Below are 26,927 nucleotides of genomic sequence, written 5' to 3'. Positions count from 1 at the left end.
CCGGTGGAGATCGCGGCCGTGGTCTCCAACCACACCGACTTCGCCGAGCTGGTCGCCTCGTACGGGGTGCCCTTCGTGCACCGGGGCGGGCGTTCCGCGGGCGGCGAGGCGGCAGCCGACGCAGTGCGGGTGGCCCGCGTGCGCGGTGGTGTCGCGCACGCGCCAGTCGCGCCGGGCGGGCGGGCGGGGACCGCTCGGCTTGCCCCATCCGGCCAGGTGCAGGGCCCAGGTGGTCAGCACCGACAGGACGACGAGGGCGAGGCCGAGCCAGAGGCCCGCGGTCCAGTCGAGGCAGAGGGCGAGGCCGGTGGCGGTGGTGCCGAGCACGGCCACGGTGGTCCCGGTCCAGCCGGCCACGGTGTGGCCCATGTCGACGTCTCCGTGCGCGCTCATGATTCTCCCGGGGCAGGCGGCAGTAGGCTCGGAGCAGGATGTTTCATCTCACGAGCTAAGTTACTTAGATGCTAAGGAGAATCGGCGTGAACGGCAAGCCCCGCCCCCCGGCCACCGCCGGGGAGGCGATCCAGCGCATGGACGCCTACGTCAGCCTCGGCCTGGTCGGCCAGCAGGAAGTGGCCCAGCTGCTGGGGCTGAATGTCACGGACCTGACCTGCCTCGGCCATGTCCTGGGCGCCGGGGACAGCCCGCTGGGCGCGGGCGACCTGGCCGAGCGGGCCAACCTGACCACCGGGGCGGTCACCGGGGTGCTCAACCGGCTGGAGCGCGCCGGGTACGCGCGCAGGCAGCCCGACCCGAACGACCGGCGCCGGGTGCGGGTGGTCGCCGACCCGACGGCCGCGGCCCGGGTGATCGCGGTGTACGAGCCGTTCTACGCCCGGCTCGCCGCCCTGTTCGCCGACTACTCCCCCGACGAGATCGCCGTGATCGCCGACTGGTTCGCGCGCGCCACCGAGGAGGCCCGGGCCCACCTGGAGCACGTACGCTCGACGAGCGCGCGCATCGCGGCACCCTAGGCCCTGCATCACCCGGGCCGACCGTGGGCCCCTCGGGCGTCGGTGGTAAAATGGGCTGGTTACTTGCGGCGCACGGCATTCGGACCGCGCGCCGACGCACGACGAAGCCGGGGCCCGTACCGCTGGGTACGGGCCCCGGTTCGTTTCGGCTCGTTCTCGCGCATGCCCGCCGGCCGCTCCTCGGCCGGGTCCGGGGCTCCTCGACGACGCGCTCCGTATCGAGGAAGGTTCTCCGTTTGAATCCGTCAGCCCGTGGCCGCTTCGGCGTCCAGCCCGGCAGGCCCCCCAAGACCGCGAAGTCCCCCAAGAAGTCGCGGCCGCTCGCGCCGCAGGGCGAGTTCGCGATGCCGCAGACGATCGCCCCGGCTCTGCCCGCGGTGGAGGCGTTCTCCGAGCTGGGGCTGCCGGAGGAGCTGATGACGACGATGGCGGAGCTGGAGGTGCGCGAGCCGTTCCCGATCCAGGCCGCCACCCTTCCCAACGCCCTCGCCGGGCGGGACGTCCTCGGCCGCGGCCGCACCGGGTCCGGCAAGACCCTCGCCTTCGGTCTGGCGATGATCGCCCGTACGGCCGGGCGCCGCGCGGAGCCCAAGCGCCCGCTCGCGCTGGTCCTCGTACCGACCCGTGAGCTCGCCCAGCAGGTGACCGAGGCGCTGACGCCGTACGCGGACGCCATGAAGCTGCGCATGGCCACGGTGGTCGGCGGACTGTCCATCGGCCGCCAGGTCGGCGCCCTCAAGACCGGCGCCGAGATCGTCGTGGCCACCCCGGGGCGGCTCAGCGACCTGGTCGGGCGGCGCGACTGCCACCTGGAGCGGGTCAAGATCACGGTGCTCGACGAGGCCGATCAGATGACCGACATGGGCTTCATGCCGCAGGTCACCGAGATCCTCGACCAGGTGCACCACGACGGCCAGAAGATGCTCTTCTCGGCCACCCTCGACCGCAACGTCGACCAGCTGGTCCGCACGTACCTCAAGGACCCGGTCGTCCACTCGGTCGACCGCTCGGTCGGCACGGTGACGACGATGGAGCACCACGTGCTCCACATCCACGCCGCCGACAAGTACGAGACCGCCACCGAGATCGCCGCCCGTGACGGGCGCGTGCTGATGTTCCTCGACACGAAGCACGGCGTGGACCAGTTCACCCGGCACCTGCGGGCCAACGGCGTACGGGCCGAGGGCCTGCACAGCGGCAAGTCGCAGCCGCAGCGCACCCGCACGCTGGCGCAGTTCAAGACGGGGGCGGTGACCGTGCTGGTCGCCACCAACGTCGCCGCCCGCGGCATCCACATCGACGACCTCGATCTCGTCGTGAACGTCGACCCGCCCGCCGACCACAAGGACTACCTGCACCGCGGCGGCCGTACGGCGCGCGCGGGCGAGTCCGGCCGGGTCGTCACGCTGGTCACGCCGAACCAGCGCCGTGACATGACGCGGCTGCTGGCCGACGCGAAGATCCGGCCCACCATCACCCAGGTGCGGTCGGGCGACGCGCTGCTGAGCAAGATCACCGGGGCGAAGAAGCCCTCCGGCGTTCCGCTGGCCGGGGCCGCGCCCGCCGACGGCGGCAAGGACGGGAAGGGCGGGAAGGCCAACAGCACCCTCGCCTTCCGCGGCATGGGCACCCGGCCGGGTCGGCCGGGCGGCAAGGCCAAGGAATCCCGCAAGACCACCGAGGCCCGGCAGGCCGCCGAGGCGCGGGCGGCCGCGCGGGTGCGCCGCGGAGTCTGATCCTCCGGGGTGCGAAGAGGCCGGGTGCGCGATGCGCACCCGGCCTCTTCGCGTGAGCGGGGCGGGCCGGTGCGGCGGCGGCCCGAGGCCGCGAGTGCCCAGCTCAACGGCGGCCCGGGGCTGCGGCGGCCCGGTCAGCGGCGGCGCTTGGCTACGATCGCTCGCGTCACGATGGGCGGCAGCAGGTCCTTCGCGAGGCGGCGTACCCGCTTCGAGCGCGCCACGGCCTTCGGCTGGGCGGGGATCGCCGCGAGGACGGGGACCTCGGGTGCCCGCAGCGGCCGCGGCGCCGGCGGGGCGACCGCCTTCTGGCCACCGATGCGCACCAGCGGGGCGCCCGCGACCTGGTCGATGCCGTGCCACAGGTCCTCGCGGCCCTCCAGCCACGCGCGCAGGGCCTTCTGCAGCGGGGCGGGGTCGTCCCAGGTCGCGTAGAGCTTCGTGCCGGACACGCAGATCACGCGCAGCTCGGCGGAGGTGACCGCCCCCCAGACCGCGGCGGCGACGCCCGGGCAGTGCTCGGAGCGGTAGTCGTCGAACACCACGACAGCGCCCGGCGCCGCGACCTTGCGGGAGGCCTCGATATCCCCGTACACGTGCTCGTAGAGGTGCGAGGCGTCGACGTGGATGAAGCGGCAGCTGGCGGCACGCACCCGGTCGCCGATCACGGAGGTGGGTGCCTGGATGACGGTGGGCAACTCCTCGTGGAAGGCGAGGTAGTTGGCCTCGAACGCCTGGCGGGTCAGCGACGCGTACGAGGACCGCGTCTCCTGGAGGTTGGACTCGTCCTCGGCGGGCGAGTCGAAGAGGTCACAGACGGTGAAGCCCTCGCCCTCGCGCAGGTAACCGCCCATGAATATCGCGCTCTTGCCCATGTAGGCACCGAGTTCCAGCAGGTCACCACGGTGTTCGGCGTCGGCGTTCTGGTGCCCCAGGAACCAGTCGAACAGCAACTGGTCGACGTTCCAGAACCATCCCTTCACGTCCGTGAACCCCGTGGGAACCGGTGCCGCGGGCAGCACTTCGGGGTCGGTGAGAGGGAGACGCGCAGCTTGCGACATGGAGAGTCGTCCTCCGGGGATATGGCATGGAATCAGCACTGACACCTGGCCGGGTAGCCAGACCTTAGACCACAGGACGGGCACATGACGAGGCTGTGGAGGAGCCGAGGAGGAACACGAGGGATAAAGAGGGAATCAATCGTGCCGCTTGGGCAGTTGCGCAGCGGCACGGATCCGGGGCGGATCCGAGGCGGGGGTGCGCGCCGGGAACGGGCGGCGCGCGCCCTTTGGGACGGGCCCGGCCGGGCCGGTGGGCGTCCCGGACACGGGCGGTCTGACCAGGGCACACGTGCGCGTGGGGCGTGCCGGGGACAGCCGGTTCCCGTGGCCGCGGGGCCCGCGGAAACGGCTTGCCGTCGCACTCGCGAACCCCGCCCGATCGGCAGTGCCCGGCCGAGCCCGGCACCACCCGCGCCGGGGGGCCGGTGCGGCGAATGCCATGATCCATGGGCCGGGGCGTCGTGTAGCTGCCGCACCACCGTGGGTAACGGGCCCCGCGGGGCCCAGCGCGACGGATGCCAGGGGTCCACTTCGCGGACGGGAAGCATGGCTGCACGGCGGGAGGTCAGCCCTGGTCGTGGGGCCCGGCCGCGCGGCGGGAGGCAACGCCTCGCAGCGGGAAGGCGACTCGCACGGTGGGGCGGCGGCACCAGGGGTCGGCCGGCGGGCGATCAGCGGGCCGTCGGGCGGGCGATCGGGGACTGGCCGCGGGGGCCGGAGAGGCAACCTGCAGCCGATCGGCCAGCGGGCGATCAACCGGCCCGCGGTCAGTCAGCCGCCAGGTCTCCGGCGGGCGATCCGTCAGCCGGCGATCAACCAGCGGGCCGTCGGCCATCGGCGAAGGGAGGTCAGCGGGCGATCAGGAGCGCCTCGGAGCCCACCGGGCGGAAACCGGCGGCCTGGAAGGCGCGGATGCTGCGGGCGTTGCCGACCGCCTGCTGCGACCAGACCGGCGCGCGCCCGGGCACGAGGTGCCGGGCGGCGGTGGCCAGGGCGCGGCCCAGGCCCCGGTGCCGGACGGTCTCGTCCACCTCGATCGCGGTCTCCCAGCGGCCCGCGACCCCGCGGCCGAGGACCACGACCCCGCCGTCGGCGGCCCATACGCGTACGTCGTCACGCCGGGCCCGGGCCCGGACCACCCGGGGGTGGTCCCGGTCGGCGAGTTCCCGCAGCTCGAGCGGCGGCTCCCCCGGCAGCGGGTCGGCGACCGTCATCAGGTCGGTCGTGTCGTGCCGACGGCCGGTGCGGTCCAGGAAGGCGGCCAGGAAGCGGGGGTTCATCGTGGCGGCCAGGCCGTCGCAGTCGAGGCCGGCCAGGGTCGACCGTACCCATGCGGGGTCCTCGTCGGTGAAGATCACGGAATGCGCGGTGAAGGCGATCACCCCGGCATCCCGGTGCCTCTCCTGCGCCACGATCGTGGTCCCGCCGTCCGGCGGCGGGAACTGACCGCGTGCCGCCGCGTCGAGGATCTCTCCCAGCGTCCTGCCCATACCGTCGTCCCCGTTCCCGTTCCCGTTCCCGTTCCCGTTACCGTCCCCGCACGGCGCACAGCTCGCCGGAGCGCGCCTTTCGCGTTCCAGCGCCTCCCTGACGCGTGGCCACTGAAACTATCCCGGGCTTCCCGGACCCCGCCGAGACAGGTCGCGGTTCGCATCCCGGCACGGGGCACAGGGCACGGGTGCAGGCGGCCCGGGACACGGGTCTCACCAGGCGAAACCCTCCGGCGCGAGCTCCGTGACCGGGCGGCGCGGGGAGCGGGGAAGGCCAAGACGGGTACGGGCCGCGTGGACGGCGCTCAGCTGGTCCGCCGCTCCGGGGCCCCAGTCGCAGAGGTCCCGGACCTGTTCGGGGGTGGCCAGCAGGCGGGCGTACGCCGGGTCGTCGGCCGGGCCGAGCGCGTGGAGCCGGGCCACGTGGCGGATCCGTACGCCGTCCTCCTCGCGCAGGTGCCCCAGCGGCTCGGGGGCGGAGGTGACCAGCTCGGGAGCGAGGTCCGGGAGCCGCGCGGAACCCGTGGCGTGGGCGATCAGCACCAGCACCCGCCCGTCGGGGGCGAACAGCCAGGCCGCCCGGTCGTGGACCGCCAGGGCCTGCGGCGCCGGCTCCGCGCACCAGGCGCCCCGCTGCGGGGCGCGCCGGGTGCGCAGCGCGCCGAGCCGGTCGAGCGCGCCCGGCGCGGTGGGCCACCCGTCCTCCAGGAGCACGGGGCCGCCGCCGTCGATGCGGGCCCGCAGCGCGGACAGTGCGCGCCGCGCGTCGCCGGGGTGCATCAGCCCGGGCAGATCGGCCGGTTCGGCGAAGTGGACGCCGGTGATCTCCTGGGCTGGCAGGCGGATGGCGGCGATCCGTTCGGCGTTCCAGGTGCCGCCGTCGAAGACGTGCAGGATCTCACCGGGGAAGCGCATCTCCGGTTCGAATCCGGGGGCGTCGGCCGGGATCCAGTCCACGGCGAGGCCGTGCGGGTAGTGGTCCCGGATGCCGAGTTCCTCGTACACCTCCCGGGCGGCCGCCGCGGACGGCGCCTCGCCCGCGTCGACCGCGCCGCCGGGCAGCAGCCGGTCGGGCCGGTAGTCCACCGTCTGGACGAGGACCCGCCCGTCGGGGTCGGTGACGAGGACGCATGCCGCGCTCCAGAGCGCGGCGCGCGAGGCGCCGTACTCGGCGGGCGTCATCCACGTGTCGGTGACCACCTCGGACCGGCCCTCCGGGATCGCGCGGTCCGCCGCGCCGTCCGTCCCGCCCGCACGGTCCGTCCCGCCCGCACGGTCCATACCTTCCCGGTGGTCCATGCCCTCCCGGTGTTCCGCCCGCTCCGTGTGGTCCGCGTGGTCCGTGTCGGTCAGCTGCGGCATCGGTACTCCGTTCACCGTGGGTGGGAGGCGGCCGCCGGGTCGGCCTCGTCGCGTCGGTCCCGGCGTTTGTGCAACAGCGCGTACGGGCCGCGGGTTACGGCATCGCGCGCACGGCGTGCGCCCGGAGCACGGGGGAGCTCGTTTCCGCGCGCGACCTGCCGATTTACTCCTGGGCCGTGACCATTTATTACCCGGTTATGTGCTCCTTGCTAGCTTTCGGGCGCGGGTCGGCAGGCGTGAAAGCCTCCGGCCCGTCCAGACGAGCTGCGGTCGAAACGGAACCTTTGTTCCACTTTCGACCTCTACCTGAGCATGATCCCCGGCCCTCGCCCAGCGGCGGCGCACCGGCCCGGAGGGCCCGGTTCCGGGGCGGCTGCGTCCGCTGCTGATCCGCGGCGCGGTGCTCGCCGCGCTCGGCCTGTCCCCGGCCGCGCTCTGGCCCGGAATCCTGGTGATCCTGGCCTTCTTCGCGCTCTACTTCCTCGCGGCCGAGCCCTTCACCCGCCTCTCCACGAAGGCGCTCACCGTGGTCGGGGCCCTGAGCGTGGCGGCCGGTCCGCTGCTCTCGTACGTCCTCGGTCCGCTCTTCGGGGTCGCCGTCTCCGGCCGGAGCGCGGTGCCCGGCCTCACGGACCTGGCGCGCGGCTGGGCCGGACTCGGCGACGTCCTGCGCGGGTTGCTGCTGACCGGCGCGTATCCCGTTGTCACCCATCTCCCGTACGTGCTCGTCGGCATGGCGCTGGGGCGGCTGTGCGACGTCCCGCCGCCGATCCCGTAGGTGGCCGCGGCCTGGGGCTGGCAACGGGCCTGGGCCCACTCGCCGTTGCACCGCGGACCGCTGGAACACGCGCCGCGGCTCGCCACCACCCCGCGCGCCCGCGGCCGCGGCTGACCACGGCCGACGGACGAGCCGACGGGCCACGGCCGACGGACCCGGTGAGCGCACCGGGCCGCGCTCACCCGTACGCGTGACGGGACGCGGGCCCGGGCCCCCGCATGCGGCAGGGTGGGCGGATGCAACCGCGCCGGGTCCTGCCCCTGTCTCTTGCCGTGCTCGTCCTCGGTGCCGGGTGCACCGGATGTATGACGGTCACACCGGCGGCTCCGGCCGCCCCGGCGCGGGACCACGTGGTGGTCGTCCGTACGCCCTCCCCGCAGCCTGCGCTGCCCCTCGGGCGGCTGCCGGAGCAGCCGGGGCAGCCGGCCGGGTCGCCGACGGCGCCCTCGCCCGAGTCGCCCGGGGCCGCTCAGCCCGCGCCGGCCCGGCCCGCGGCCCGGGAGGACGGGACGGACGGTGAGGACGGGGAGGACGAGGGTCGACGGAGAGCGCCGCGGCGGTCCGGGAAGGCGCACGAACCCGCCCCGGCGAAGGTCCGCGGCCCGCGGACCCGGCCCCGTCCGCACGCCCGGCCCGCACCGGGGCGCGCGTCCGACATGGCGCCGCTCTGTGCCGCCGCCAAGGGCACGGTGTCGCCGTCGATCGCCCAGCTGTGCGCGGACCAGTACGGCCACTGACAGGGTCCGGTACGACCGCTGGCGGGGTCCGGTACGGCCACTGACGGGGGATAATCGGTAGATCGGTCCGGCGCGGGTTCCTACAGTGACGGGACCACGCCACCGACCGGAGCGGATCATGCGCACCCACTATCCCCGCACGCCGCACCTCCCGTGGTCCCCCGGGGCCACGCCCGACGACATCCGGGCCGGTGACCTGTCGGGGCTGCCCGGGCTCGCCGGGCAGGAGGTCGTGGTGACCGAGAAGCTCGACGGGGAGAACACGACCCTGTACGCCGACGGTCTGCACGCGCGCTCCCTCGACTCCGCCCACCACCCCTCGCGCGCCTGGGTGAAGGCCCTGCAGGGGCGCATCGGCTCCGGGATCCCGGCCGGTTGGCGGATCTGCGGGGAGAACCTCTACGCGCGCCACTCCCTCCCCTACGACGCGCTCGACAGCTGGTTCTACGGCTTCTCCGTCTGGGACGGCGACCGTTGCCTCGACTGGGACCGAACGGTGCGGTTCCTGACGGGACTCGGCGTGCCGGTGCCGCGCGTGCTGTGGCGGGGCGTCCTGGACGCGTCGGCCGAGCGCGCGCTGCGCAAGCTGAAGCTCGACACGAACCGTCAGGAGGGTTACGTCGTGCGCTCCGTGGCGGGCTTCGACCGGACGGCCTTCGCGCGGCACGTGGCCAAGTGGGTGCGCGGGGGTCATGTGCAGACCGACACGCACTGGATGTTCGCGTCCGTGGTGGAGAACGGTCTCGGCCCGGCCGCCGCGTTGTGGGCGGTGCGCTCGGGCGCGGCGCCCGACGTACCGGCCCTGCTGTCCGCCGCCGGGATGCCGGGCCCGGGCGACACGGGTGGCACGGACGGCCCGGACGGCACAGACCACGCGCAGACTCGGCCGCACGCGCAGGTTCAGGCGGAGACGGTCGCCGAGGCCGTCGCGCGCCTCGACGTGCTGGGGCGGTCGGGGGACGCCCGGCTGGCCGGGGTGCTCGCCGCCGCGCTGCACGACGCGCACCGGGGGTTGCTCGCGTCCCGGCTCGCGGGGGCACTGGGACTGCCGCTCGCGCGCCGGGTGGCGGATCTCGTCGGGCTCCAGGGCAGGCTGCACCTGCCGTTCCCCGAGGAGGAACGCCGGGCCGGGCTGGCGGGGATGACCGCCGCCGCCGATCTCGGGGTGCTGCACGCGGTCGCTGGAGCGGTGGCGGGGGCGCGCGCCGACGCGGAAGGCGCCGGGGCGCGCGAGTGCGTGGAGTGGTCCGCGTTGTGCGCGGAGGAGGCGGGGCTGCTCGGCGAGGAGCCGTACGGGCCGCTGCGTTCGGGGCTGCGGGAAGCCCTGTCGGGGCTCGGCCCCGAGGCGGCGGACCGGTGCTGGGCGGGGGCGCGCCAGGCGTGGGCCGAGGGCCGCGTCGGCGGTGTCGAGGAGGCGGTGGCGGCGACCTGGCGGTGGCGCGACGGGGAGTTCCCCCGGCTGATCCAGCTGGTCGGGCCGTCGGGCAGCGGAAAGAGCACCTTCGGGCGGACGCTCACCGGGGTCGACGCCTACGTCTCGCTGGACGAGCTGCGCTCCGCGCGCGGGGCGCGTACGGATCAGCGGGCCAACGGCGAGGTGCTGCGGGAGGGGCTGGACCGGCTCGACGCCGCGCTCGCGGCCGGCGGCACGGTGGTGTGGGACGCCACCTCGCTGGTGGCCCAGCAGCGCAACCTGGTCGGGGCGGTGGCCCGCCGCCGAGACGCGCTGGTGACGCAGGCCGTGGTACTGGCCGACGAGGCCACGCTGCGGCGGCGCAACGGCACGCGCGCGCATCCGGTACCGGCCGCGGTGCTGGACTCCCAGCTGCACCGGTTCAGCCCGCCGTACCCCGGACAGGCCCACCGGACCTGGTACATCGGGGCGGGCGGCACGGTCGAGGACACGGCGGGCGGCCTCCACGACGGGAGCCCGTTCGACGACGATCCGTTCAACGGCCGTCCGTTCAGTGGCGGTCCGGTCGAGGGCGGCTCGCGCGACGGCGGCTCGCGCGACGGCGGCTCGCGCGACGGCGGGGTGGCGTGATGCGGACCAGTGAGGAGCTGTACCACCAGGTCCGCTGGGACCCCCGGTTCGACCCCGCGCGGTTCGTGCTGGGGCTGCTCCAGCGCGGGGCCGAGCCCAAGCGGGTCGCGCTGCCCTCGTTCGTACCGGGCGGCGACATCCCCTGGCACCGGGTGCTGTTCGTCGAAGCGGAAGGCGAGCTCGTGTGGGACCGGGCCACCGGCGTGGACCGGGTCGAATCCTCGGGAGCCGGGCGGGCGCGCGCCCCCCGGTTGCTGCGCGCGCCGTTCTTCACGGCGCGCACGGCGCACGCCTGGGATCCCGCGCGCGGCTGGGCCCCCACCGAGCGCACCGCGCCCTCGACTGTCACCTCGGTGCGCCTGCTCACCTGGAACACCCTGTGGGACCGTTACGACGGCCCGCTCATCGAGACCGCGCGGCGGCGCCCGCTGCTGCTCGCCGAACTGGCGGCGGCCGACGCCGATGTCATCGCGCTGCAGGAGGTCGAGCCGCGGCTGCTCGACATGATCCTGGCGGAGCCCTGGGTCCGGGCGTCCTACACGCTGGGCGGTGCGCCGGGCGGCCGGGACGTGGCCGACACCGGGCTGCTGCTGCTGAGCCGGATTCCCGTACGGGAGGCGGGGGTTCACTCCCTGGGACCCCACAAGGGCGTCACCGCCGTCACGGTGGAGATGGCGGCGGGCCCGGTCGTGGTCGCCGCGACCCATCTGAGCAGCGACCACTCCACGGATGGCGCGGGCCGCCGCGCGGCCGAACTGGCCCGGCTGGCCGCAGGGTTGGCCGGGGTCGACGGCCAGGTGGTCCTGATGGGCGACTTCAACGACGGGCGCGGGGGCGCCGAGGGGCCCGCGGGGGCGCTCGGGCTGCGGGACGCGTGGGCCGACGTACACGGGGAAGGGGACACCACCGCGACCTTCGATCCGTCGGTCAATCCGCTGGCCGCCATCGGCTCGCTGACCGGGCGCGCCGCCCGGCTGGACCGGATCCTGCTGCGCGGCGGGGCACGGGTGGCCGGGGCGGCCCTGCGCGGCGAGCGGCCCGCCACCTCCGACGGGCTGTTCCTGTCCGACCACTTCGGGGTGGAGGCGGAGCTGGACCTCACCGGGCCCGGAACCGCGCCCGCCCGGTCCGACTCGGCCGTCGCGACGGTCCCGGCGGTCCCTGCGGACGTCGGGGCCGTGCTCGACGCCGCGCCGACCGCGCGGACCGCCGTGGCCTGGATCCCGCCCGAGGAGCTGTGGCCGGCCGTCCAGGAACTGCGCCGGGAGCTCGATCCGCAGGTGGACCGCTGGCCGCCGCACGTGAACCTGCTGTTCGGGTTCGTACCGGAGGCCGCGCTCGAGCGGGCCGCTCCGCTGTTGGCCGAGGCCGCCGCCGGGGTGCCCGCCTTCACCGCGCGTGCGGCCGGGGTGCACACCTTCGGGCACCGCGAGGACGCCACGGTGTGGCTGGACCCGGCGGCGGACGGCGAGGCGCCCTGGCAGGAGCTGCGGGCGGCGCTGGTGCGCCGGTTCCCCGGCTGCCGGGGGCGCGCCGAGGGCTTCACACCGCACCTGACGCTGGGCCGGAGTACGGACCCCCGGACCGCTGCCGCCCGGTGCGCGGCCCTGCTCGACGGGGCCCCGGGGGCGACGGCGGCGATGCGGGTCGGTTCGCTGGCCGTGCTGTCCCGGCGGGGCGAGGAGCCGATGCGGGTGCGGTTCACGGTGGCCCTGGGAACGGGCGAGGTCCGATGGCTGCCGGAGGAGTACGACGGCCCCCGGGCCGCGGCCGTCTCCCGCACCCCCGGCACCCCGAACCCGTCGCCCGACCCGGACGGCACGGATGACGCGGACGGCACGTACGGCAACGTCGGCACGGGCGGCACGGACCGCACGGAGCGCACCGGTGACCCGGACGGCACGGGCGGCCCGGCCGACCTCGACGGCCTGGCCCGGTCCGTCACCGAGCGGCTCGCGCGGGCGCTGCCCGAGGGGGTCGTGGAGGTCGCCGGGTCGCGCCGGATGGGCTGCGCGCTGCCCGGTGCGGACCTGGACCTGGTGGCGGCGCTGGCGGGGCCACTGGACTCCGCGCGGCTGCGCGAGCGGGTGGTGACCGCGCTTCCCGAGGCGGTCCGGGTCCGGGAGGTGCGCGGGGCCCGCGTCCCCGGGTTGCGGCTCCGCGTCGGCGCCCTGGACGTGGACCTCGCGGTCGTGGCGGCCGCCGGGGTCGAGCCCGGCCGGGCGGTGGCCCGGCGGGCCGGGCTGGACGAGAGCGCGGCCATCGCCCTGAGCGCGGTGAGCGACGCCGAGGCGGTGCGCGCGGCCGTGGGCCCGGAGCGCCGCGCGGCCTTCGCGGAGCTGGCCCGGCGGGTCAAGGAGTGGGCCCGGGCCCGGGGGCTGGACTCGGCGCCCTTCGGCGGGCTTCCGGGGCTGGCCTGGGCGGCCCTGGCCGCACGCACGGTGAGCGGCGAGGGCGCCGCCGGCCTGTCCGGCGACGCGCTGCTGAGGGAGTTCTTCGGCGACTGGGCGGCTTGGGACTGGCGCCTGCCGGTGGCCCTGCCGGGCGGGGTCGGAGCGGACCACGGGAACGGGGCGGACCACGACGGCGGAGCCGACCACGGGGTCGCGGCGGACCACGGGACCGACGCCGGCCACGCGCCCAGCGCGACCGGCGCGACCAGCGCGCCCGTGACGGTCCTGACCCCCTCCGCACCGGTGCGTACCTGCACGGCCCAAGTGGGCCCGGGCTTCCGCGATCTTCTGGTGCGGGAGCTGTACCGGGCGTGGGAGATCACGGACAGCGGCCCGGGTCCCTGGCCCGCCCTGCTCGAGGTGCCCCCGCTGCACCGGCGGCACGCGGCCTGGGCCGTGGTCACCGTGCACGACGCCCCGGACCCGGAGTCCGGGGCGAACCTGGGGCGGGTCCGGGGCCGGATGCGGGCGCTGCTCACCGCGCTGGAGGAGGCCGGGGTGGCGGACGCGCATGCCTGGCCGCGGCCCTTCCCGTCGGCGCCGGGGAGCGTCCGGTACGCGATCGGTCTGGGCGCGGCCCCGCCCGACGCCGACCGGTTCGGCGCGGTCGCCGGGCGCTGGGCAGGCGGGCTGCCGGGTGTCGAGGTGGTGCGGGTCGCGGGCGGGGACGTACCCACACCGGACAAGTAGCGAAGGCACTGTTCCCCACAAAGGGGACAGTGCCGCCATTTCCCGAACACCCGTCGTTTCCAGAACGCAGTGCGCACAGCAGGCCTCCCGGTCTCTTCGGGCCCGGCCGGAACACGGTCGCGGCACCGCCTGGGCGCCGCCGGACGGGGCCGTCGGGAGCCTCAGCCAAGCGCTCGTGACTTTTTTCGTCAATACTTTTCACAAGGATTGAAGAAACCCCAAGTTCACAGGGCTGCCACGCATTTGACGCCCCAACCGATCTTCAGTTCATGAACGCGGAACCTCTTGACGGCCTCACCCGGGGGCAGTTCACTCACGCTTCGATCCCCCCGGATCCACGACGTCAGGAGTCCCCCCATGCGTTTGCTCTCCGATCGGCCGCCGCGGCTCTCCGCGGCGGCGCTCGCCGCCGTGCTGGTCGCGGCCCTGCTCATGCTGCTCCCCGCCGCCGCGGCCCAGGCGGCTCCGGCCCTGCTCTCCCAGGGCAAGCCCGCGACCGCCTCCAGCATCGAGGGCGCGGGCACCCCGGCCGCCGCCGCCGTCGACGGGGACAACAACACCCGCTGGTCGAGCCAGTTCGCCGACCCCCAGTGGATACAGGTCGACCTGGGCGCGCCCGCCCAGGTCAGCCAGGTCGTGCTGCGCTGGGAGACGGCGTACGGAAAGGCCTACCGGGTCGAGCTGTCCACCGACGGCACCAACTGGAGCACCGCCTACTCCACCGCCGCGAGCACCGGCGGGGTCCAGACCCACGACATCAGCGGCACCGCCCGCTACGTCCGGGTGTACGGCACCCAGCGCGCCACCGGATACGGCTACTCGCTCTTCGAGTTCCAGGTCTACGGGACCGCCGGGGGCACCGGCCCGACCCTCCCCGGCGGCGGCGACCTCGGCCCCAACGTGATCGTCTTCGATCCGTCGACGCCGAACATCCAGGCCAGGCTGGACCAGGTCTTCGCGCAGCAGGAGTCGGCCCAATTCGGCTCCGGGCGCTACCAGTTCCTGTTCAAGCCGGGCACCTACAACGGCCTCAACGCCCAGATCGGCTTCTACACCTCGATCTCGGGCCTCGGCCTCAACCCGGACGACACCACGATCAACGGTGACGTGACCGTGGACGCGGGCTGGTTCGGCGGCAACGCCACCCAGAACTTCTGGCGCTCGGCCGAGAACCTCGCGCTCAACCCGGTCAACGGCACCGACCGCTGGGCCGTCGCGCAGGCCGCGCCGTTCCGCCGGATGCACGTCAAGGGCGGCCTCAACCTCGCCCCCAACGGCTATGGCTGGGCCTCCGGCGGGTACATCGCCGACTCGAAGATAGACGGCCAGGTCGGCAACTACTCGCAGCAGCAGTGGTACACCCGGGACAGCTCGATCGGCGGGTGGAACAACTCGGTGTGGAACCAGGTGTTCTCGGGCACCGTGGGCGCGCCCGCGCAGAGCTTCCCCGACCCGCGCTACACCACGCTCGACACCACGCCCGTCTCCCGCGAGAAGCCCTTCCTGTACCTGGACGGGTCCGAGTACAAGGTGTTCGTGCCCGCCAAGCGCGTGAACGCGCGCGGCACTTCCTGGGGCAACGGCGCGCCGCAGGGCACCTCGATCCCGCTCAGCCAGTTCTACGTCGTCAAGCCGGGCGCGAGCGCGGCGACCATCAACCAGGCGCTGACCCAGGGCCTGCACCTGCTCTTCACCCCCGGCGTCTACCACGTGAACCAGACCATCCAGGTCAACCGCCCCGACACGGTGGTACTGGGCCTCGGCCTCGCCACGATCGTCCCGGACAACGGGGTGACCGCGATGAAGGTGGCCGACGTGGACGGCGTCAAGCTCGCGGGCTTCCTCATCGACGCGGGCACCGTCAACTCGCCCAGCCTGCTGGAGGTCGGCCCGGCCGGCACCACCACGGACCACGCGGCGAACCCGACCACCGTCCAGGACGTCTTCATCCGGGTCGGCGGCGCGGGCGCGGGCAAGGCCACGGCCGGCATGGTGATCAACAACCGCGGCACGATCGTCGACCACACCTGGATCTGGCGTGCCGACCACGGCGACGGGGTGGGCTGGGAGACCAACCGCTCCGACTACGGCCTCCGGGTCAACGGCGCCGACGTGCTGGCGACCGGCCTGTTCGTCGAGCACTTCAACAAGTACGACGTGGAGTGGAACGGGGACCGCGGCCGCACGATCTTCTTCCAGAACGAGAAGGCGTACGACGCCCCCAACCAGGCCGCCGTGCAGAACGGTTCGGTCAAGGGATTCGCGGCGTACAAGGTCGCGGACTCGGTGACCACCCACGAGGGCTGGGGCCTGGGCAGCTACTGCTACTACAACGTCGATCCGACGATCCGTCAGGACCACGGTTTCGAGGTGCCGGTGAAGCCCGGCGTGAAGTTCCACGACCTGCTCGTGGTCTCGCTCGGCGGCAACGGCCAGTACGAGCACGTCATCAACAACACCGGCGCCCCGACGTCGGGTACGTCGACCACCCCGTCCACCGTCGTCTCGTTCCCCTGATCCACCCCTGACCCCCGCAGGACGCGGGGCGGCCGGGCGGCCGCCCCGCGTTTTCCGGGCCATCCGAGAGAGCGCTCTCCCACCTCCTCGAAGGAGCTGTGAACCGATGAAACTCCACTCGCGGGCCCTGTCCGCCTTCCTGGTCTCCGTCGCCTGCGCCGTGACGGCCGCCGCCGGTCTGGGGCTGACCACCCTGACCGCGCAGGCATCGCCCGACTCCGGCACGTCCGGCGCCTCCGCCCACATGTCCATGGACCACTCCCAGGTGGCCCCGGTCGCCGGGGGCGACGATCCGGACGGCGACGGCTACATTCCCGCCGTACCGCAGGTCACCGGGGTGACACCGTCCTGGAACAACCCACCGGACCGGTACTTCCACGAGTTCCAGGCCAACTGCGCGGTCAGCAGGACCGCCCCGGACGACCCGATCGTGTTCGCGGGCCGCCCCGGCGCCTCCCACAACCACACGTTCATGGGCAACACCACGACGGACGCCTTCAGCACCACGGCCTCCCTGAGCGGCGGCGGTACCGCCTGCAAGGCGCCCGGAGATCTGTCCGGGTACTGGATGCCGACGCTCTACAACGGCAGCCGGCCGGTGCTGCCCACCGGGCCGCAGGTGATCTACTACAAGACGGGCGTCACCGACTACACCAGCGTGCGGCCCTTCCCCAAGGGCCTGCGGTTCGTCGTCGGCAGCCCGACCCAGACCGCGGCCGAATTCCGGGCCCACAAGGGCTGGGTCGAGGGCTGGGAGTGCGGGGACAGCTTCAAGAACGTCGAGTTCCCGGCGAACTGCCCGGCCGGCACCCAGCTCAACATCCGTATGCAGGCGCCCAGTTGCTGGGACGGCAAGAACCTCGACACACCGGACCACAAGGCGCACATGGCCTACCCGGTCGTGAAGCCCGGCACCAACGACAACGTCTGTCCCGCCGACCACCCGGTGGCCCTGCCGATGATCGAGTTCAAGATGGCCTTCCCGGTCAGCGGCGACATGTCGCAGGTGCGGCTCTCCAGCGGGGCCGGGCACACCTTCCACTACGACTTCTTCAACGCGTGGGACGACCGGACCCTGAACGCCCTCGTCGAGCACTGCATCAAGGGCGGCCTGCAGTGCAACGCCCGGGGCTACGACGAGACCCACCCCGCGGCCGGCGCCGTACTCGGCCCGGACTACCGCCTGCCCTAGCCACTCCCCGGCTCCCCCGCCCCGGCCGGTCGGTCCGCCCGGGGCGGGTCCCCTCCCCCACCCCCTCCAAGGAGGTTCCTGCATGCTCTCCCGCATGCGCACCCTCACCGCGGCAGCCCTGCTCGCCGGAGCCGTCACCATCCTGCCCGCCCTTCCCGCGCACGCCGCGGGCAGCGCGGTCAAGGTGACCGGCTCCCAGGGCAACTGGCAGCTCCAGGTGGACGGTTCGCCGTACCAGGTCAAGGGCGTCACCTGGGGTCCCTCCCCGGCCGACGCGGCACGCCTGCTGCCCGACGTGAAATCGCTGGGCGCCAACACCATCCGTACCTGGGGCACCGACGCGAGCAGCCGTCAGCTGTTCGACGCGGCGGCGGCCAACGGGATCAAGGTCGTCGCGGGCTTCTGGCTCCAGCCGGGCGGCGGCCCGGGCAGCGGCGGCTGCACGAACTACATCACGGACACGACGTACAAGAACACCATGCTCACCGAGTTCACCAAGTGGGTGCAGACCTACCGGGACCACCCGGGCGTCCTCATGTGGAACGTCGGCAACGAATCGGTCCTCGGCCTGCAGAACTGCTACTCGGGCACCGAGCTGGAGAACCAGCGGGGCGCCTACACGACCTTCGTGAACGATGTGGCGAAGGCCATCCACCGCATCGACGCCAACCACCCGGTCACCTCCACCGACGCGTGGGTCGGTGCCTGGACCTACTACAAGCGCAACTCCCCCGACCTCGACCTGTACGCCGTCAACTCCTACAAGGAGGTCTGCGGGGTCAAGCAGGCCTGGGAGCAGGGCGGTTACACCAAGCCCTACATCATCACCGAGACCGGTCCGGCCGGTGAGTGGGAGGTGCCGAACGACGCGAACGGCGTACCGAAGCAGGTCGGCGACCAGGCCATGGCCGACGGCTACACGAACGCGTGGAACTGCGTCACGGGCCACCGGGGGGTGGCGCTGGGCGCGACCGTCTTCCACTACGGCACCGAATACGACTTCGGCGGGCACTGGTTCAACCTGACCCCCGCCGGGGAGCGCCGCAAGGCGTACTACGCGGTGAAGCGGATGTACGGCGGGAACACGGCCGGGGACAACCTGCCGCCGACCGTCTCCGTGCCCGCGGTGGCCGACGCCTCGGCCGTACCGGCGGGCAAGGAGATCACCATCCAGGCCCCGGCGACCGATCCGGAGGGCGACGCCCTGTCGTACGAGGTGCTGTGGGGCAGCAAGTACGTCGACGGGGGCAGCGGTCTGGTCTCGGTGGCCTCGGGCACCCTGGGCAACGGCGCCATCAGGGCCACGGCTCCGGCCAGGACCGGCGTGTGGATCCTGTACGTGAAGGTCAAGGACGGCCGGGGCAACGTGGGCGTGGAGCAGCGCTCGGTGAAGGTCGTCCCGCCGCCGGTGGCGGGCACGAACGTGGCGCTGAACCGGCCGACCACCGCCTCCACCTTCCAGAACGACACCTGGGGCGGCTGCCCGTGCGGTGCGGCGCTGGCCACGGACGGCCGCAACGACACGCGGTGGGCCAGCAGTTGGGCCGATCCGCAGTGGCTCCAGGTGGACCTGGGCGCGGTGAAGCAGCTGGGGCACGCGCAGCTGGTGTGGGAGTCGGCGTACGGCAAGGCGTACACCCTCCAGGTCTCCGACGACGGACAGAGCTGGCGTACGGCGTACGCGACGTCCACGGGGGACGGCGGTATCGACGACTTCGACGTCTCGGCCTCGGGGCGGTACGTCCGCCTGGACATGACCCAGCGCGGCACCGGCTACGGCTACTCGCTGTTCCACTTCGGCGTGTACGCCTGATCCCCGCGCTGACCGGCACGACACGGTGAACCCCGCGCGCCGCCCCCTTCTCCCCGCCAGGGCGGCGCGCGGTCATGCGCGCGGAGCCGGGGCCCGGCTCAGACCTCGATGACGATCTTGCCCGCGGTGTGTCCGTCCTGGCTGAGCGCGAAGGCGGCCGCCAGCTCGGAGAGCGGGAAGGTCTTGGCGACGGTGACGGAGAGCTGTCCGGCGTCGGCGAGCCGGCCGAGTTCGGCGAGGGCCTCGCCGTCGGGCCGCACCCACATCCACTGGCCTCCGGCGCCCAGCACGCCCGGGTCGGCGATCGAGGCGTGGCGCCCGCCGTCGGCCAGGACCGCCCGGGTGGCTTCCAGGACCCCGCCGACGAAGTCGGCGACCACGGTGACCCCGTCCGGGGCCAGCGCGCGCACCCGGTCCGCGAGGCCGTCCCCGTACGCGACGGGCTCGGCGCCCAGCTCGCGCAGCCGGTCGTGGTTGCGCGGCGAGGCCGTACCGATGACCCGGGCTCCCAGCGCCCGGGCGATCTGGACGCCGAAGGAACCGACGCCGCCCGCCGCGCCGTGCACGAGGACGGTGTCGTCCTTGCCGGTGCCGAGGCGCGTGAGCAGCTGGTACGCCGTGAGCCCGGCCAGCGGGAGTCCGGCGGCCTCGGCCCAGCCGAGGGAGGCCGGCTTGTGCGCGAGGGCGCGGACGGGCACGGTGACGAACTCGGCGAAGGTTCCGCCGTGCACGTAGTCCTTGCGGGCGTAGGCGATGACCTCGTCGCCCGTGGCGAATTCGGGGGTGTCGATGCCGACGACCTCGACGGTGCCGGCCACGTCCCAGCCGGGGACGACCGGATACACGACGTCCATGAGCGCGTCGAGGCCGCCCGCCATGATCTTCCAGTCGACGGGGTTGACCGATGCGCTCTTGACGCGGACCAGCACCTCGCCGGGGCCGACCTTGGGTACGGGGAGCCGGGTCTCGGTGAGCACCTCCGTCCCGCCGTACGTCTCGTACGCCATCGCCCGCATGGTGCCCTCGCTGTCCTCGGACATGCGTCTCGCCTCTCCGTGAGCTGGTGGAACCGCCTCCTGGCCCATCCCACCACGAAACGCCGCGCCCGTCCCCCGAAGCGGGGCGGGCGCGGCGCGGCGCGGGCGCGGGCGCGGGCACGGCGGCTCAGCCGGTGGGGTGGGCGGCGCGGTGGGCTTCGATGACGGCGGCGTAGTGGCGGCCGCTGGCCTTGACGGTGCGCAGCTGGCTGGCGAAGTCGACGTGGACCAGGCCGAAGCGCTTGTCGTAGCCGTAGGCCCATTCGAAGTTGTCGAGCAGGGACCAGGCGTAATAGCCCGCGAGCGGTGCGCCCCGGCGGGCCGCGCGGGCGCAGGCGGCGAGGTGGCCGTCGAGGTAGGCCGTCCGCTCGGGGTCCGTGACGGTGCCGTCGGGGGCGACGGTGTCGGGGTAGGCGGAGCCGTTCTCGGTGACGTAGAGGCGGCGGGCGCCGTATTCCTCGGTGAGGCGCATCAGCAGGGTCTCGATGCCGTTCGCGTCGATCTCCCAGTCCATGCCGGTGCGCGGGGAGGTGGGGCGCTCGACCTGGCGGGCGTGGGGGGCCGGGCCGGCCTGGTCGTCGGTGACGTACTGCGGGAAGTAGTAGTTCAGGCCGAGCCAGTCGAGCGGCGCGGCGATGGCGGCGAGGTCGCCGGGGCGTTCGGGGAGCTCCACGCCGTACACCTCGCGCATGTCGGCGGGGAAGCCGCGGCCGTGGACCGGATCGAGCCACCAGCGGTTGACGTGGCCGTCCATCCGACGGGCGGCGGCGCGGTCGGCGTCGGTGTCGCGCGCGGGCTCGACGGTGGAGAGGTTGTTGACGATGCCGATCCGGGCGGCCGGAGCGGCGGCTCGGATCGCCCGCGTGGCCAGGCCGTGGCCGAGGAGCAGGTGGTACGAGGCGCGGACGGCGGCGGTCAGGTCGGTCAGGCCGGGTGCCATCCTGCCTTCCAGGTGGCCGATCCAGGCCGAGCACAGGGGTTCGTTCAGGGTGGCCCACTGGGTCACCCGGTCGCCGAGGCGTTCGGCCACCTGGGCGGCGTACGCGGCGAAGTGCTCGGCGGTGTCGCGCTCGGGCCAGCCGCCGCGGTCCTGGAGGGTCTGCGGCAGGTCCCAGTGGTAGAGGGTGACGGAGGGTTCGATGCCCGCGGCCAGCAGGGCGTCGGTCAACTGGTCGTAGAAGTCCAGGCCCTTGGGGTTGGCCGGGCCGTCGCCGCCGGGGACCACGCGGGGCCAGGCGACCGAGAAGCGGTAGGCGTTGGTGCCGAGGTCCCGCATCAGCGCGATGTCCTCGCGCCAGCGGTGGTAGTGGTCGCAGGCGGTGTCGCCGTGGTCGTTGCCCGCGGTGTTGCCGGGGGTGTGCGAGAAGGTGTCCCAGATGGAGGGCGTACGGCCGTCCTCGTCGGCGGCGCCCTCGATCTGGTAGGCGGAGGTCGCGGTGCCCCAGGCGAAGTCGCGGGGCAGCGCGGCGAGGTCGATCGGCTGGGGCTCGGACACGACGGTCCTTCCGGGTCGGTGGGGTTCGGCGCGGGTGGTCCCGATGGTCATTTGACGGCTCCCGCGGTCAGGCCGGCCACCAGGTAGCGCTGGAGCAGCAGGAACCCGGCGACGACGGGGACGCTGACGACCAGCGAGGCGGCCATGATCTGGTTCCAGTACACGTCGTTCTGGGTGGAGTACCCCTGCAGGCCGACGGCCAGGGTGCGGGTCTCCTGGTTGGTCATGACGGAGGCGAAGAGGACTTCGCCCCAGGCGGTCATGAAGGAGTACACGGCGACGGCGACGATGCCGGGGACCGCGGCCGGGACCACGACGCGGAAGAGTGCGCCGAGCGGGCCGCAGCCGTCGACGGTGGCGGCTTCGTCGAGGTCGCGCGGCACCGAGTCGAAGTACCCGATGAGCATCCAGATGGAGAAGGGGAGGGAGAAGGTCAGGTAGGCGAGGATCAGCCCGGCGCGGGAGCCGTAGAGGGCGATCCCGGTGGCGTTGCCGACGTTGACGAAGATGAGGAAGAGGGGCAGCAGGAAGAGGATGCCCGGGAACATCTGGGTGGAGAGCACGGTGACCGTGAACAGGCGCTTGCCGCGGAAGCGGTAGCGGCTGACGGCGTAGGCCGCGAAGACGGCGATGACCACGGAGGCGGCGGTCGCCGAGCCTGCCACGATGAGGGAGTTCACGAAGTACTTCGCGAGCGGGATCGTGTGCCAGATGTCGGCGTACGGGCGGACGGTGAGCCCGCTGGGGATCCAGTGGAAGGCTCCGGCGACGTCCTTGAGCGGCTTGAGTGAGCTGGTGATCATCACGTAGACGGGCAGCACGACGAAGCCGGTGAGCAGCGTCAGGAAGACCGCCCGGATCACCTGGAAGGAGCGGGCCGGGGCGAGCGGGGACCTGCGTCGGGCCTCAGGCATCGGCCGTGCTCCTTCCGCGGCTGGTGACGAGCAGGTAGACGGCGGTGACGAGGAGCAGGAAGAGCAGCAGCAGGACGGACATCGCCGATCCGGTGCCGAAGTTCCAGGTGACGAAGCTGGCTTGGTAGATGTGGAGGGAGATGAGGTCGGCGGCGGCCGGGGCCGACTTGCCGAACAGGACGAACGGCGTGTTGAAGTCGTTGAAGGTCCACAGGAACAGCACCAGGACCAGGACCTGGTTGACGGGTCCGATGGAGGGCAGGGTGATCCGGCGGATCTGCTGCCAGGTCCCGGCGCCGTCGAGGGCCGCGGCCTCGTACAGCTCCTTGGGGATGTTCTGCAGGGCGGCCATCACGATCAGGAAGGCGAAGGGCCAGCCCTTCCACACGGACACGATGAGCAGCGCCCAGAAGCTGTTGTCGCCGAGCAGCCAGAAGGTGTGCTCGCCGCTCATGCCGAGCTGGTCGTGCAGGACGTGGTTCACCAGGCCGTTGTCCCGCTGGAACATGAACGACCAGGTGATGACGGCGGCGTAGACGGGGAGCGCGTACGGGACCAGGAACAGGGCGCGCAGGAAGCCGCGCCCGCGGAAGGCGTCCTGCATGAAGACGGCGGCGGCGGTGCCGATGAACCAGCACAGGCCCACCGAGAGCAGGGTGAACGCGCAGGTGGTGAGGAACGAGCGGAGCAGGGCTTCGCCGACGGGCGCGTTGACGTCGACGGACAGGGAGTAGTTGTCGAAGCCCGTCCAGGGGGCGCGCGACCAGTCCCGGATGAAGAACTGGGTCAGCTGCCGGAAGCTCATCAGGATGCCCATCGCCATCGGGACGAGGTGGATGAGCAGTTCCATCAGCAGGGCGGGCAGGAGCAGCAGGTAGGGCAGGGCGGTACGGCGCAGCCGGCCGGTGCGGCGCACGCGGGGGGTGGAGCGGCGTACCCGCCCTGCGGTGGCGGAAGTCATGGGGAGGGGCTCACTTCGCCATCTGCTGCTGGGCCTTGGCCAGTTTGGCCTTCACGGATTCGGTGGTCACGGGGCGCCCGCCGGCGGCGTCGGCGAAGAGTTCCTTGACGGCGGTGCCGACGGCCGTCTCGAACTGCGACTCCTCGGGGACCTGCGGGAGCGGCGCGGCGCTGGTGCTCAGGGTGTTGCGCAGGACGGTGAGGTCCTCGGTGGCGAAGGCCGGGTCCTGCTGGGCGGCCCTCACGGGCGGGATCGAGCCGTAGGTCTTGTTGAGCAGCTTCTGCTCGTCGTCGCTGGTCATGAACTTCACGAACTGCAGGGCGCCGTCGATGTTGTCGGTGTTCTTGAAGACGGCCACGTTGATGCCCGCGACCATGGAGTTGACGTTCTTGCCCTGGCCGGGGGCGCCTCCCGCGGGGATCGGGACGGGGGCCACGCCCCAGTCGCCCTCCTTCATCCCGTGGGCCTTGAAGCTGCTCGCCGCGTTCTGCCAGAGCACCATGGCGGTCTTGCCGTTGGCGAAGTCCTGGAGGGACTGGTTCTTGTCGTACTCGGCGTTGCCGGGCGCGATGATCTTGTCCTTGGCCATCAGGTCGACGTACTGCTTGACGGCTTCGACGTTGGCCGGGGTGTCGAAGGTGGGCTTGCCCGCCGCGTCGAAGAAGGCGGCGCCGTGCTGCTGGGACAGGACGAAGGCCTGGTGGATGTTGTTGGAGAGGTTCGAACCTTCCGCGCCCAGCGCCCACTTGCCGTCCTTGGACAGCTTCTGGCCGGTGGTGACCATCTCGTCCCAGGTGGCGGGGGGCTTGTCGATGCCCGCTTCCCGGAACATCTTCTTGTTGTAGTAGAGCGCGTACGACATGGAGTACAGGGGGACGGCGGCGGGGTCCTGGCCCGCCGCGCCCGCGGAGCCGATCGCGGACTCGACGAAGCGGCTCCGCCCGCCGATCGCGTCGAAGTTCTTGGCGTTCCAGGGCAGCAGCGCGCCGGTGGCCTGGAGGGAGGAGGACCAGGTGTTGCCGATGTTGAGCACGTCCGGACCCTGGCCCGAGGCGGTGGCCGCCAGGATACGGTTGAGCAGGTCGGCCCAGGGGACCACTTCGAGCTTGACCTTGATCCCGGTCCGCTCCTCGAACTTCTTCAGCTCCGGGCCGAGGGTCGCCTGGTCCGCCGCGATGTCGGGGCCCTGGTTGGAGGCCCAGTAGGTGAGTTCCTTGGGGGCGGTGTTGGAGCCGCCCTCGTCGCCGGTGGAACCTCCGCCGCAGGCGGTGGCGGCGGCGAGCAGGGAGGCGGTGATCACGGCGGCGGCCGCGGCTCGGGTTCTGCGCATGGCGAATCGGCCCCTTTCAACAGGGTCGGGCGACGGGCCGGGACGCGGGTCGAAGACCGTCTCGCGGCCGCCCCGTTACTCCCAGGCCTTAATTTAGGACGTGAGTTAAGCCCCGGGAAAGGGTCGCGTCAAGGGGTCGCGCAGGGGTATGTTGCGAATCGTTGTCAGGGCGGAAGGAGCCACATGACGGGCAGTCACGGACGTACGGTGCGGGACCTGCGGCGCGGCAACCGCAGCGCCGTGCTGCAGCGGTTGTACTTCGGCGGGCCCATGAGCCGTCAGGAGCTGGGACCGGTCACCGGCCTCAGCTCCGGCTCCGTCAGCAACGTGGTCGGCGAACTCATCGCGGACGGTCTCCTGGAGGAGGCCGGCATCGTCGACTCCGACGGCGGCCGGCCGCGCACCCTGCTCCGGGTCGCCCCGGGCAGCGCCCACATGATCGGGGTCGATGTCGGCGAAACCCGGGTCCGCGTCGAGCTGTTCGACCTCACCCTGACCGAACTCGCCCGCGCCGAGCCTCCGTTGCAGCCGCGCGGGTGCTACGACGTCGGGCCCATCGTGGACCACATCCGCACCGGCATCGCCGCCGTGCTCGCCGAGGCGGGCGTCGGTACGGACCGGCTCCTGGGCGTCGGCATCGGCGTCCCGGGCATCGTCGAGCGCGACGCGCCCGGCGGGACCGTGGTGCACGGCCAGACCATCGGCTGGGACGCGGTCCCGCTCGAGGCGCTGCTGCGCGCCACCGGAGCGCTGCCCGAGGAAGTCCCGTACCTGATCGACAACGGCGCCCGCACCCTCGGCCAGGCCGAGATGTGGTTCGGGGCGGGGCGGGGGGCGCGCGAGGCGGTCGTCGTCCTGTTCGGGTCGGGCGTGGGCGCCAGCCTGATCACCGACGGCTCCCCCGAGGGCGGATCGACCGACGGCACCCCGCTGGAGTGGGGCCACCTGACGGTGTCGGTGCGCGGTCGGCGCTGCCGGTGCGGCGCCCTGGGCTGCCTGGAGGCGTACACGGGGGCGGAATCGCTGCTGGCCCGCTGGGCGGAGCGGGGCGGGAGCGCCGGGGAGGTCCAGGACGAGGAGGAGGCCCTCGGGGTGCTGCTGGCGCACGGGACGGCGGGGGACCCGGTCGCCGTGGAGGTGCTGGAGGAGACCGCCGAGTACCTGGGCGCCGGGCTCTCCGATGTCATCAACCTCTTCCAGCCCGAGCGGATCCTGATCGGCGGCTGGGCGGGGCTGATGCTGGGCCCGCACATCCTGCCCTCGGTCCGCGCGCACGCCAGGCGCTACTCGCTGCGCCACCCCGCCGACCGGGTCACCATCGACCTGGGCTCCCTGGGCCCGGACGCGGTCACGGTGGGCGCGGCCACCCTCCCGCTGTCGGCCTTCTTCACCACGGGAGGGCGCCGCCCCGTGCCCACTCCCCCGGCGGAACCCCCGGGCTGGACCACGGCCCTGGCCACGCGGGGCGGGGGACGGTGAGGGCGTCCGTACGGGGGGCGGGACTCACTGGACCAGTCTGAGGTGCGGATGGTCCGGGTTCACCGGGCAGACGTGCAGCTGCAGGTCGTAGCCCCGGGCGAGGTCGAGGCCGGTCGGGTTCCACGGCTGGTGGTTGTCGGCGGACGGTGTGGAGTGCGGCTGGTCCTCGTACGGGATCCAGCCACGGGTGTTGGATCCCCACTCGGACGAGGCGATGGTCAGCAGCGGGTCCATCCCTGCGCCGCACGCGGGGCAGAGCCGGGGGACGGGATCGGTGAGGCCCCACCGGGTCCAGCCGCCGGCCTTCCAGCCGGGGGCGACGGACAGCTCGTTCCAGTAGAACTCGTCCGGGGCGGGGCGGTAGTAGTCGTTCATTCCGGTCCCCTCCCACCTGCCCCCGTCCGCCAGCTGCTGCTGCAACTCCTTGCTCAGCTCCATGGGGTTGGGGTACTCGGTGACCCGCTCCGGCGCGAGCAGACACGGCTGCGGTACGTAGCCGTCGTACTCCACCGCGTACGGCTCGGGCGGCGCGGTGAGCACCTCCCCGACCTCGGCCGCGGTGCGCCAGAACAGGGCGGTGAGCGGTGTGTTGTCCGGCTCGTGATCGAAGGGACACCACAGCACCTGGAGCAGATCGGCCCGCTCCGGCCGCCGCGACAGGGGAACGTCGCGCACGTACAGCTGTGCCACGGACACCATGGCGACCGGAGGGAACCCGTCGTGCCCCTCGCCGCAGTGCGGCCAGGGCTCGTCGGGGGGGGCCCCCCGGGGGGGCCCCCCCCCGGGGGGGGGGGGGGGGGGGGCCCCCGGGCGCGGCGGCGAACCCCGGGCGCGGGGCGCCGCCCCCGGCCGGCGGGCCCCACA

At 73.3% G+C, this 26,927-nt stretch carries 19 protein-coding genes and 1 pseudogene; 10 read left to right on the top strand and 10 right to left on the bottom strand.

Annotated features, from left to right (window positions below; translation table 11 throughout):
- Nucleotides 1–72 precede the first annotated feature (72 nt).
- A pseudogene (locus ABT084_RS34625) lies at nt 73–393 on the bottom strand (HGxxPAAW family protein); the annotation flags it as partial.
- A gap of 86 nt (nt 394–479) precedes the next feature.
- Here ABT084_RS34625 and ABT084_RS34620 point away from each other — a divergent pair.
- Together ABT084_RS34620 and ABT084_RS34615 are read left to right on the top strand one after the other, a co-directional pair.
- On the top strand, nt 480–974 hold the full coding sequence (locus ABT084_RS34620; protein ID WP_351052802.1) for a MarR family winged helix-turn-helix transcriptional regulator: 495 nt from the start codon (nt 480–482) through the stop codon (nt 972–974).
- Nucleotides 975–1,318: 344 nt separating this feature from the next.
- Entirely contained in the window at nt 1,319–2,710 is a 1,392-nt protein-coding gene (locus ABT084_RS34615) for a DEAD/DEAH box helicase (RefSeq protein ID WP_351052808.1), read from the top strand.
- A gap of 134 nt (nt 2,711–2,844) precedes the next feature.
- Here ABT084_RS34615 and ABT084_RS34610 read toward each other — a convergent pair whose 3' ends face one another.
- The 3 genes from ABT084_RS34610 to ABT084_RS34600 form a co-directional block, all read right to left on the bottom strand.
- The gene (locus ABT084_RS34610; RefSeq protein WP_502969268.1) at nt 2,845–3,771 is read right to left on the bottom strand and encodes a class I SAM-dependent methyltransferase; all 927 of its coding nucleotides are present in this window, start codon (nt 3,769–3,771) and stop codon (nt 2,845–2,847) included.
- Between the two features lie 848 nt (nt 3,772–4,619).
- Nucleotides 4,620–5,261, bottom strand: a complete 642-nt coding sequence (locus tag ABT084_RS34605; protein WP_351052796.1) for a GNAT family N-acetyltransferase — start codon at nt 5,259–5,261, stop codon at nt 4,620–4,622.
- Nucleotides 5,262–5,474: 213 nt separating this feature from the next.
- The gene (locus tag ABT084_RS34600) at nt 5,475–6,623 is read right to left on the bottom strand and encodes an NUDIX domain-containing protein (protein WP_351052793.1); all 1,149 of its coding nucleotides are present in this window, start codon (nt 6,621–6,623) and stop codon (nt 5,475–5,477) included.
- Nucleotides 6,624–7,023: 400 nt separating this feature from the next.
- Here ABT084_RS34600 and ABT084_RS34595 point away from each other — a divergent pair, with 400 nt between their 5' ends.
- From ABT084_RS34595 to ABT084_RS34565, 7 genes are all read left to right on the top strand, one after another.
- A complete protein-coding gene (locus tag ABT084_RS34595) occupies nt 7,024–7,401 on the top strand; it encodes a hypothetical protein (RefSeq protein WP_351052790.1) in 378 nt (125 codons plus the stop codon).
- Between the two features lie 305 nt (nt 7,402–7,706).
- Nucleotides 7,707–8,138: a hypothetical protein gene (locus ABT084_RS34590; RefSeq protein WP_351052787.1), complete on the top strand. Its 432-nt coding sequence runs from the start codon at nt 7,707–7,709 to the stop codon at nt 8,136–8,138.
- Nucleotides 8,139–8,256: 118 nt separating this feature from the next.
- Entirely contained in the window at nt 8,257–10,182 is a 1,926-nt protein-coding gene (locus ABT084_RS34585) for an RNA ligase family protein (RefSeq protein WP_351052784.1), read from the top strand.
- Entirely contained in the window at nt 10,182–13,325 is a 3,144-nt protein-coding gene (locus ABT084_RS34580) for an RNA repair domain-containing protein (protein ID WP_351052781.1), read from the top strand. Before ABT084_RS34585 ends, ABT084_RS34580 begins: the two co-directional genes overlap by 1 nt.
- Before the next feature lie 357 nt (nt 13,326–13,682).
- Nucleotides 13,683–15,842: a pectate lyase-like domain-containing protein gene (locus tag ABT084_RS34575; RefSeq protein WP_351052778.1), complete on the top strand. Its 2,160-nt coding sequence runs from the start codon at nt 13,683–13,685 to the stop codon at nt 15,840–15,842.
- Nucleotides 15,843–15,948: 106 nt separating this feature from the next.
- Complete coding sequence (locus ABT084_RS34570; protein ID WP_351052774.1) at nt 15,949–17,034, top strand: DUF1996 domain-containing protein; 1,086 nt, start codon at nt 15,949–15,951, stop codon at nt 17,032–17,034.
- An 82-nt stretch (nt 17,035–17,116) separates the two neighbouring features.
- Nucleotides 17,117–18,847: a discoidin domain-containing protein gene (locus ABT084_RS34565; RefSeq protein ID WP_351052771.1), complete on the top strand. Its 1,731-nt coding sequence runs from the start codon at nt 17,117–17,119 to the stop codon at nt 18,845–18,847.
- Nucleotides 18,848–18,945: 98 nt separating this feature from the next.
- Here the strand turns inward: ABT084_RS34565 and ABT084_RS34560 are convergent, their stop codons facing one another.
- From ABT084_RS34560 to ABT084_RS34540, 5 genes are all read right to left on the bottom strand, one after another.
- Nucleotides 18,946–19,863 (bottom strand): NADP-dependent oxidoreductase, encoded by a 918-nt coding sequence (locus ABT084_RS34560; RefSeq protein ID WP_351052805.1) that lies wholly within the window; start codon nt 19,861–19,863, stop codon nt 18,946–18,948.
- Nucleotides 19,864–20,011: 148 nt separating this feature from the next.
- The gene (locus ABT084_RS34555) at nt 20,012–21,430 is read right to left on the bottom strand and encodes a GH1 family beta-glucosidase (RefSeq protein ID WP_351052768.1); all 1,419 of its coding nucleotides are present in this window, start codon (nt 21,428–21,430) and stop codon (nt 20,012–20,014) included.
- On the bottom strand, nt 21,427–22,293 hold the full coding sequence (locus ABT084_RS34550; RefSeq protein WP_351052764.1) for a carbohydrate ABC transporter permease: 867 nt from the start codon (nt 22,291–22,293) through the stop codon (nt 21,427–21,429). The genes ABT084_RS34555 and ABT084_RS34550 overlap by 4 nt, the downstream gene beginning before the upstream one ends.
- On the bottom strand, nt 22,286–23,254 hold the full coding sequence (locus ABT084_RS34545; protein ID WP_351052761.1) for a carbohydrate ABC transporter permease: 969 nt from the start codon (nt 23,252–23,254) through the stop codon (nt 22,286–22,288). Before ABT084_RS34545 ends, ABT084_RS34550 begins: the two co-directional genes overlap by 8 nt.
- A gap of 10 nt (nt 23,255–23,264) precedes the next feature.
- Nucleotides 23,265–24,584 (bottom strand): ABC transporter substrate-binding protein, encoded by a 1,320-nt coding sequence (locus tag ABT084_RS34540; protein WP_351052758.1) that lies wholly within the window; start codon nt 24,582–24,584, stop codon nt 23,265–23,267.
- Between the two features lie 183 nt (nt 24,585–24,767).
- Here ABT084_RS34540 and ABT084_RS34535 point away from each other — a divergent pair, with 183 nt between their 5' ends.
- Nucleotides 24,768–26,063, top strand: coding sequence for an ROK family transcriptional regulator (locus ABT084_RS34535; protein WP_351052755.1), 1,296 nt, complete (start codon nt 24,768–24,770; stop codon nt 26,061–26,063).
- Nucleotides 26,064–26,087: 24 nt separating this feature from the next.
- Here the strand turns inward: ABT084_RS34535 and ABT084_RS34530 are convergent, their stop codons facing one another.
- Nucleotides 26,088–26,762 carry a non-ribosomal peptide synthetase gene (locus tag ABT084_RS34530; protein WP_351052752.1) on the bottom strand — a complete coding sequence of 225 codons (675 nt, stop codon included), beginning with the start codon at nt 26,760–26,762 and terminating at the stop codon, nt 26,088–26,090.
- Nucleotides 26,763–26,927 lie beyond the last annotated feature (165 nt).

Origin of the sequence: Streptomyces sp. NPDC002138 (assembly GCF_040296485.1) — a bacterium.
In the GTDB taxonomy this organism is placed as follows: Bacteria; Actinomycetota; Actinomycetes; order Streptomycetales; family Streptomycetaceae; genus Streptomyces.
This window is presented reverse-complemented; position numbering and strand designations above follow the sequence as displayed.

Coding starts and splice junctions, on each gene's coding strand:
- ABT084_RS34605 (WP_351052796.1), bottom strand. CDS start 5,261: ATGGGCAGGACGCTGGGAGAGATCCTCGACGCGGCGGCACGCGGTCAG.
- ABT084_RS34530 (WP_351052752.1), bottom strand. CDS start 26,762: ATGGTGTCCGTGGCACAGCTGTACGTGCGCGACGTTCCCCTGTCGCGG.
- ABT084_RS34570 (WP_351052774.1), top strand. CDS start 15,949: ATGAAACTCCACTCGCGGGCCCTGTCCGCCTTCCTGGTCTCCGTCGCC.
- ABT084_RS34580 (WP_351052781.1), top strand. CDS start 10,182: ATGCGGACCAGTGAGGAGCTGTACCACCAGGTCCGCTGGGACCCCCGG.
- ABT084_RS34560 (WP_351052805.1), bottom strand. CDS start 19,863: ATGCGGGCGATGGCGTACGAGACGTACGGCGGGACGGAGGTGCTCACC.
- ABT084_RS34535 (WP_351052755.1), top strand. CDS start 24,768: ATGACGGGCAGTCACGGACGTACGGTGCGGGACCTGCGGCGCGGCAAC.
- ABT084_RS34575 (WP_351052778.1), top strand. CDS start 13,683: ATGCGTTTGCTCTCCGATCGGCCGCCGCGGCTCTCCGCGGCGGCGCTC.
- ABT084_RS34585 (WP_351052784.1), top strand. CDS start 8,257: ATGCGCACCCACTATCCCCGCACGCCGCACCTCCCGTGGTCCCCCGGG.
- ABT084_RS34610 (WP_502969268.1), bottom strand. CDS start 3,771: ATGTCGCAAGCTGCGCGTCTCCCTCTCACCGACCCCGAAGTGCTGCCC.
- ABT084_RS34600 (WP_351052793.1), bottom strand. CDS start 6,623: ATGCCGCAGCTGACCGACACGGACCACGCGGACCACACGGAGCGGGCG.
- ABT084_RS34565 (WP_351052771.1), top strand. CDS start 17,117: ATGCTCTCCCGCATGCGCACCCTCACCGCGGCAGCCCTGCTCGCCGGA.
- ABT084_RS34590 (WP_351052787.1), top strand. CDS start 7,707: ATGACGGTCACACCGGCGGCTCCGGCCGCCCCGGCGCGGGACCACGTG.
- ABT084_RS34545 (WP_351052761.1), bottom strand. CDS start 23,254: ATGACTTCCGCCACCGCAGGGCGGGTACGCCGCTCCACCCCCCGCGTG.
- ABT084_RS34615 (WP_351052808.1), top strand. CDS start 1,319: ATGCCGCAGACGATCGCCCCGGCTCTGCCCGCGGTGGAGGCGTTCTCC.
- ABT084_RS34540 (WP_351052758.1), bottom strand. CDS start 24,584: ATGCGCAGAACCCGAGCCGCGGCCGCCGCCGTGATCACCGCCTCCCTG.
- ABT084_RS34550 (WP_351052764.1), bottom strand. CDS start 22,293: ATGCCTGAGGCCCGACGCAGGTCCCCGCTCGCCCCGGCCCGCTCCTTC.
- ABT084_RS34555 (WP_351052768.1), bottom strand. CDS start 21,430: ATGACCATCGGGACCACCCGCGCCGAACCCCACCGACCCGGAAGGACC.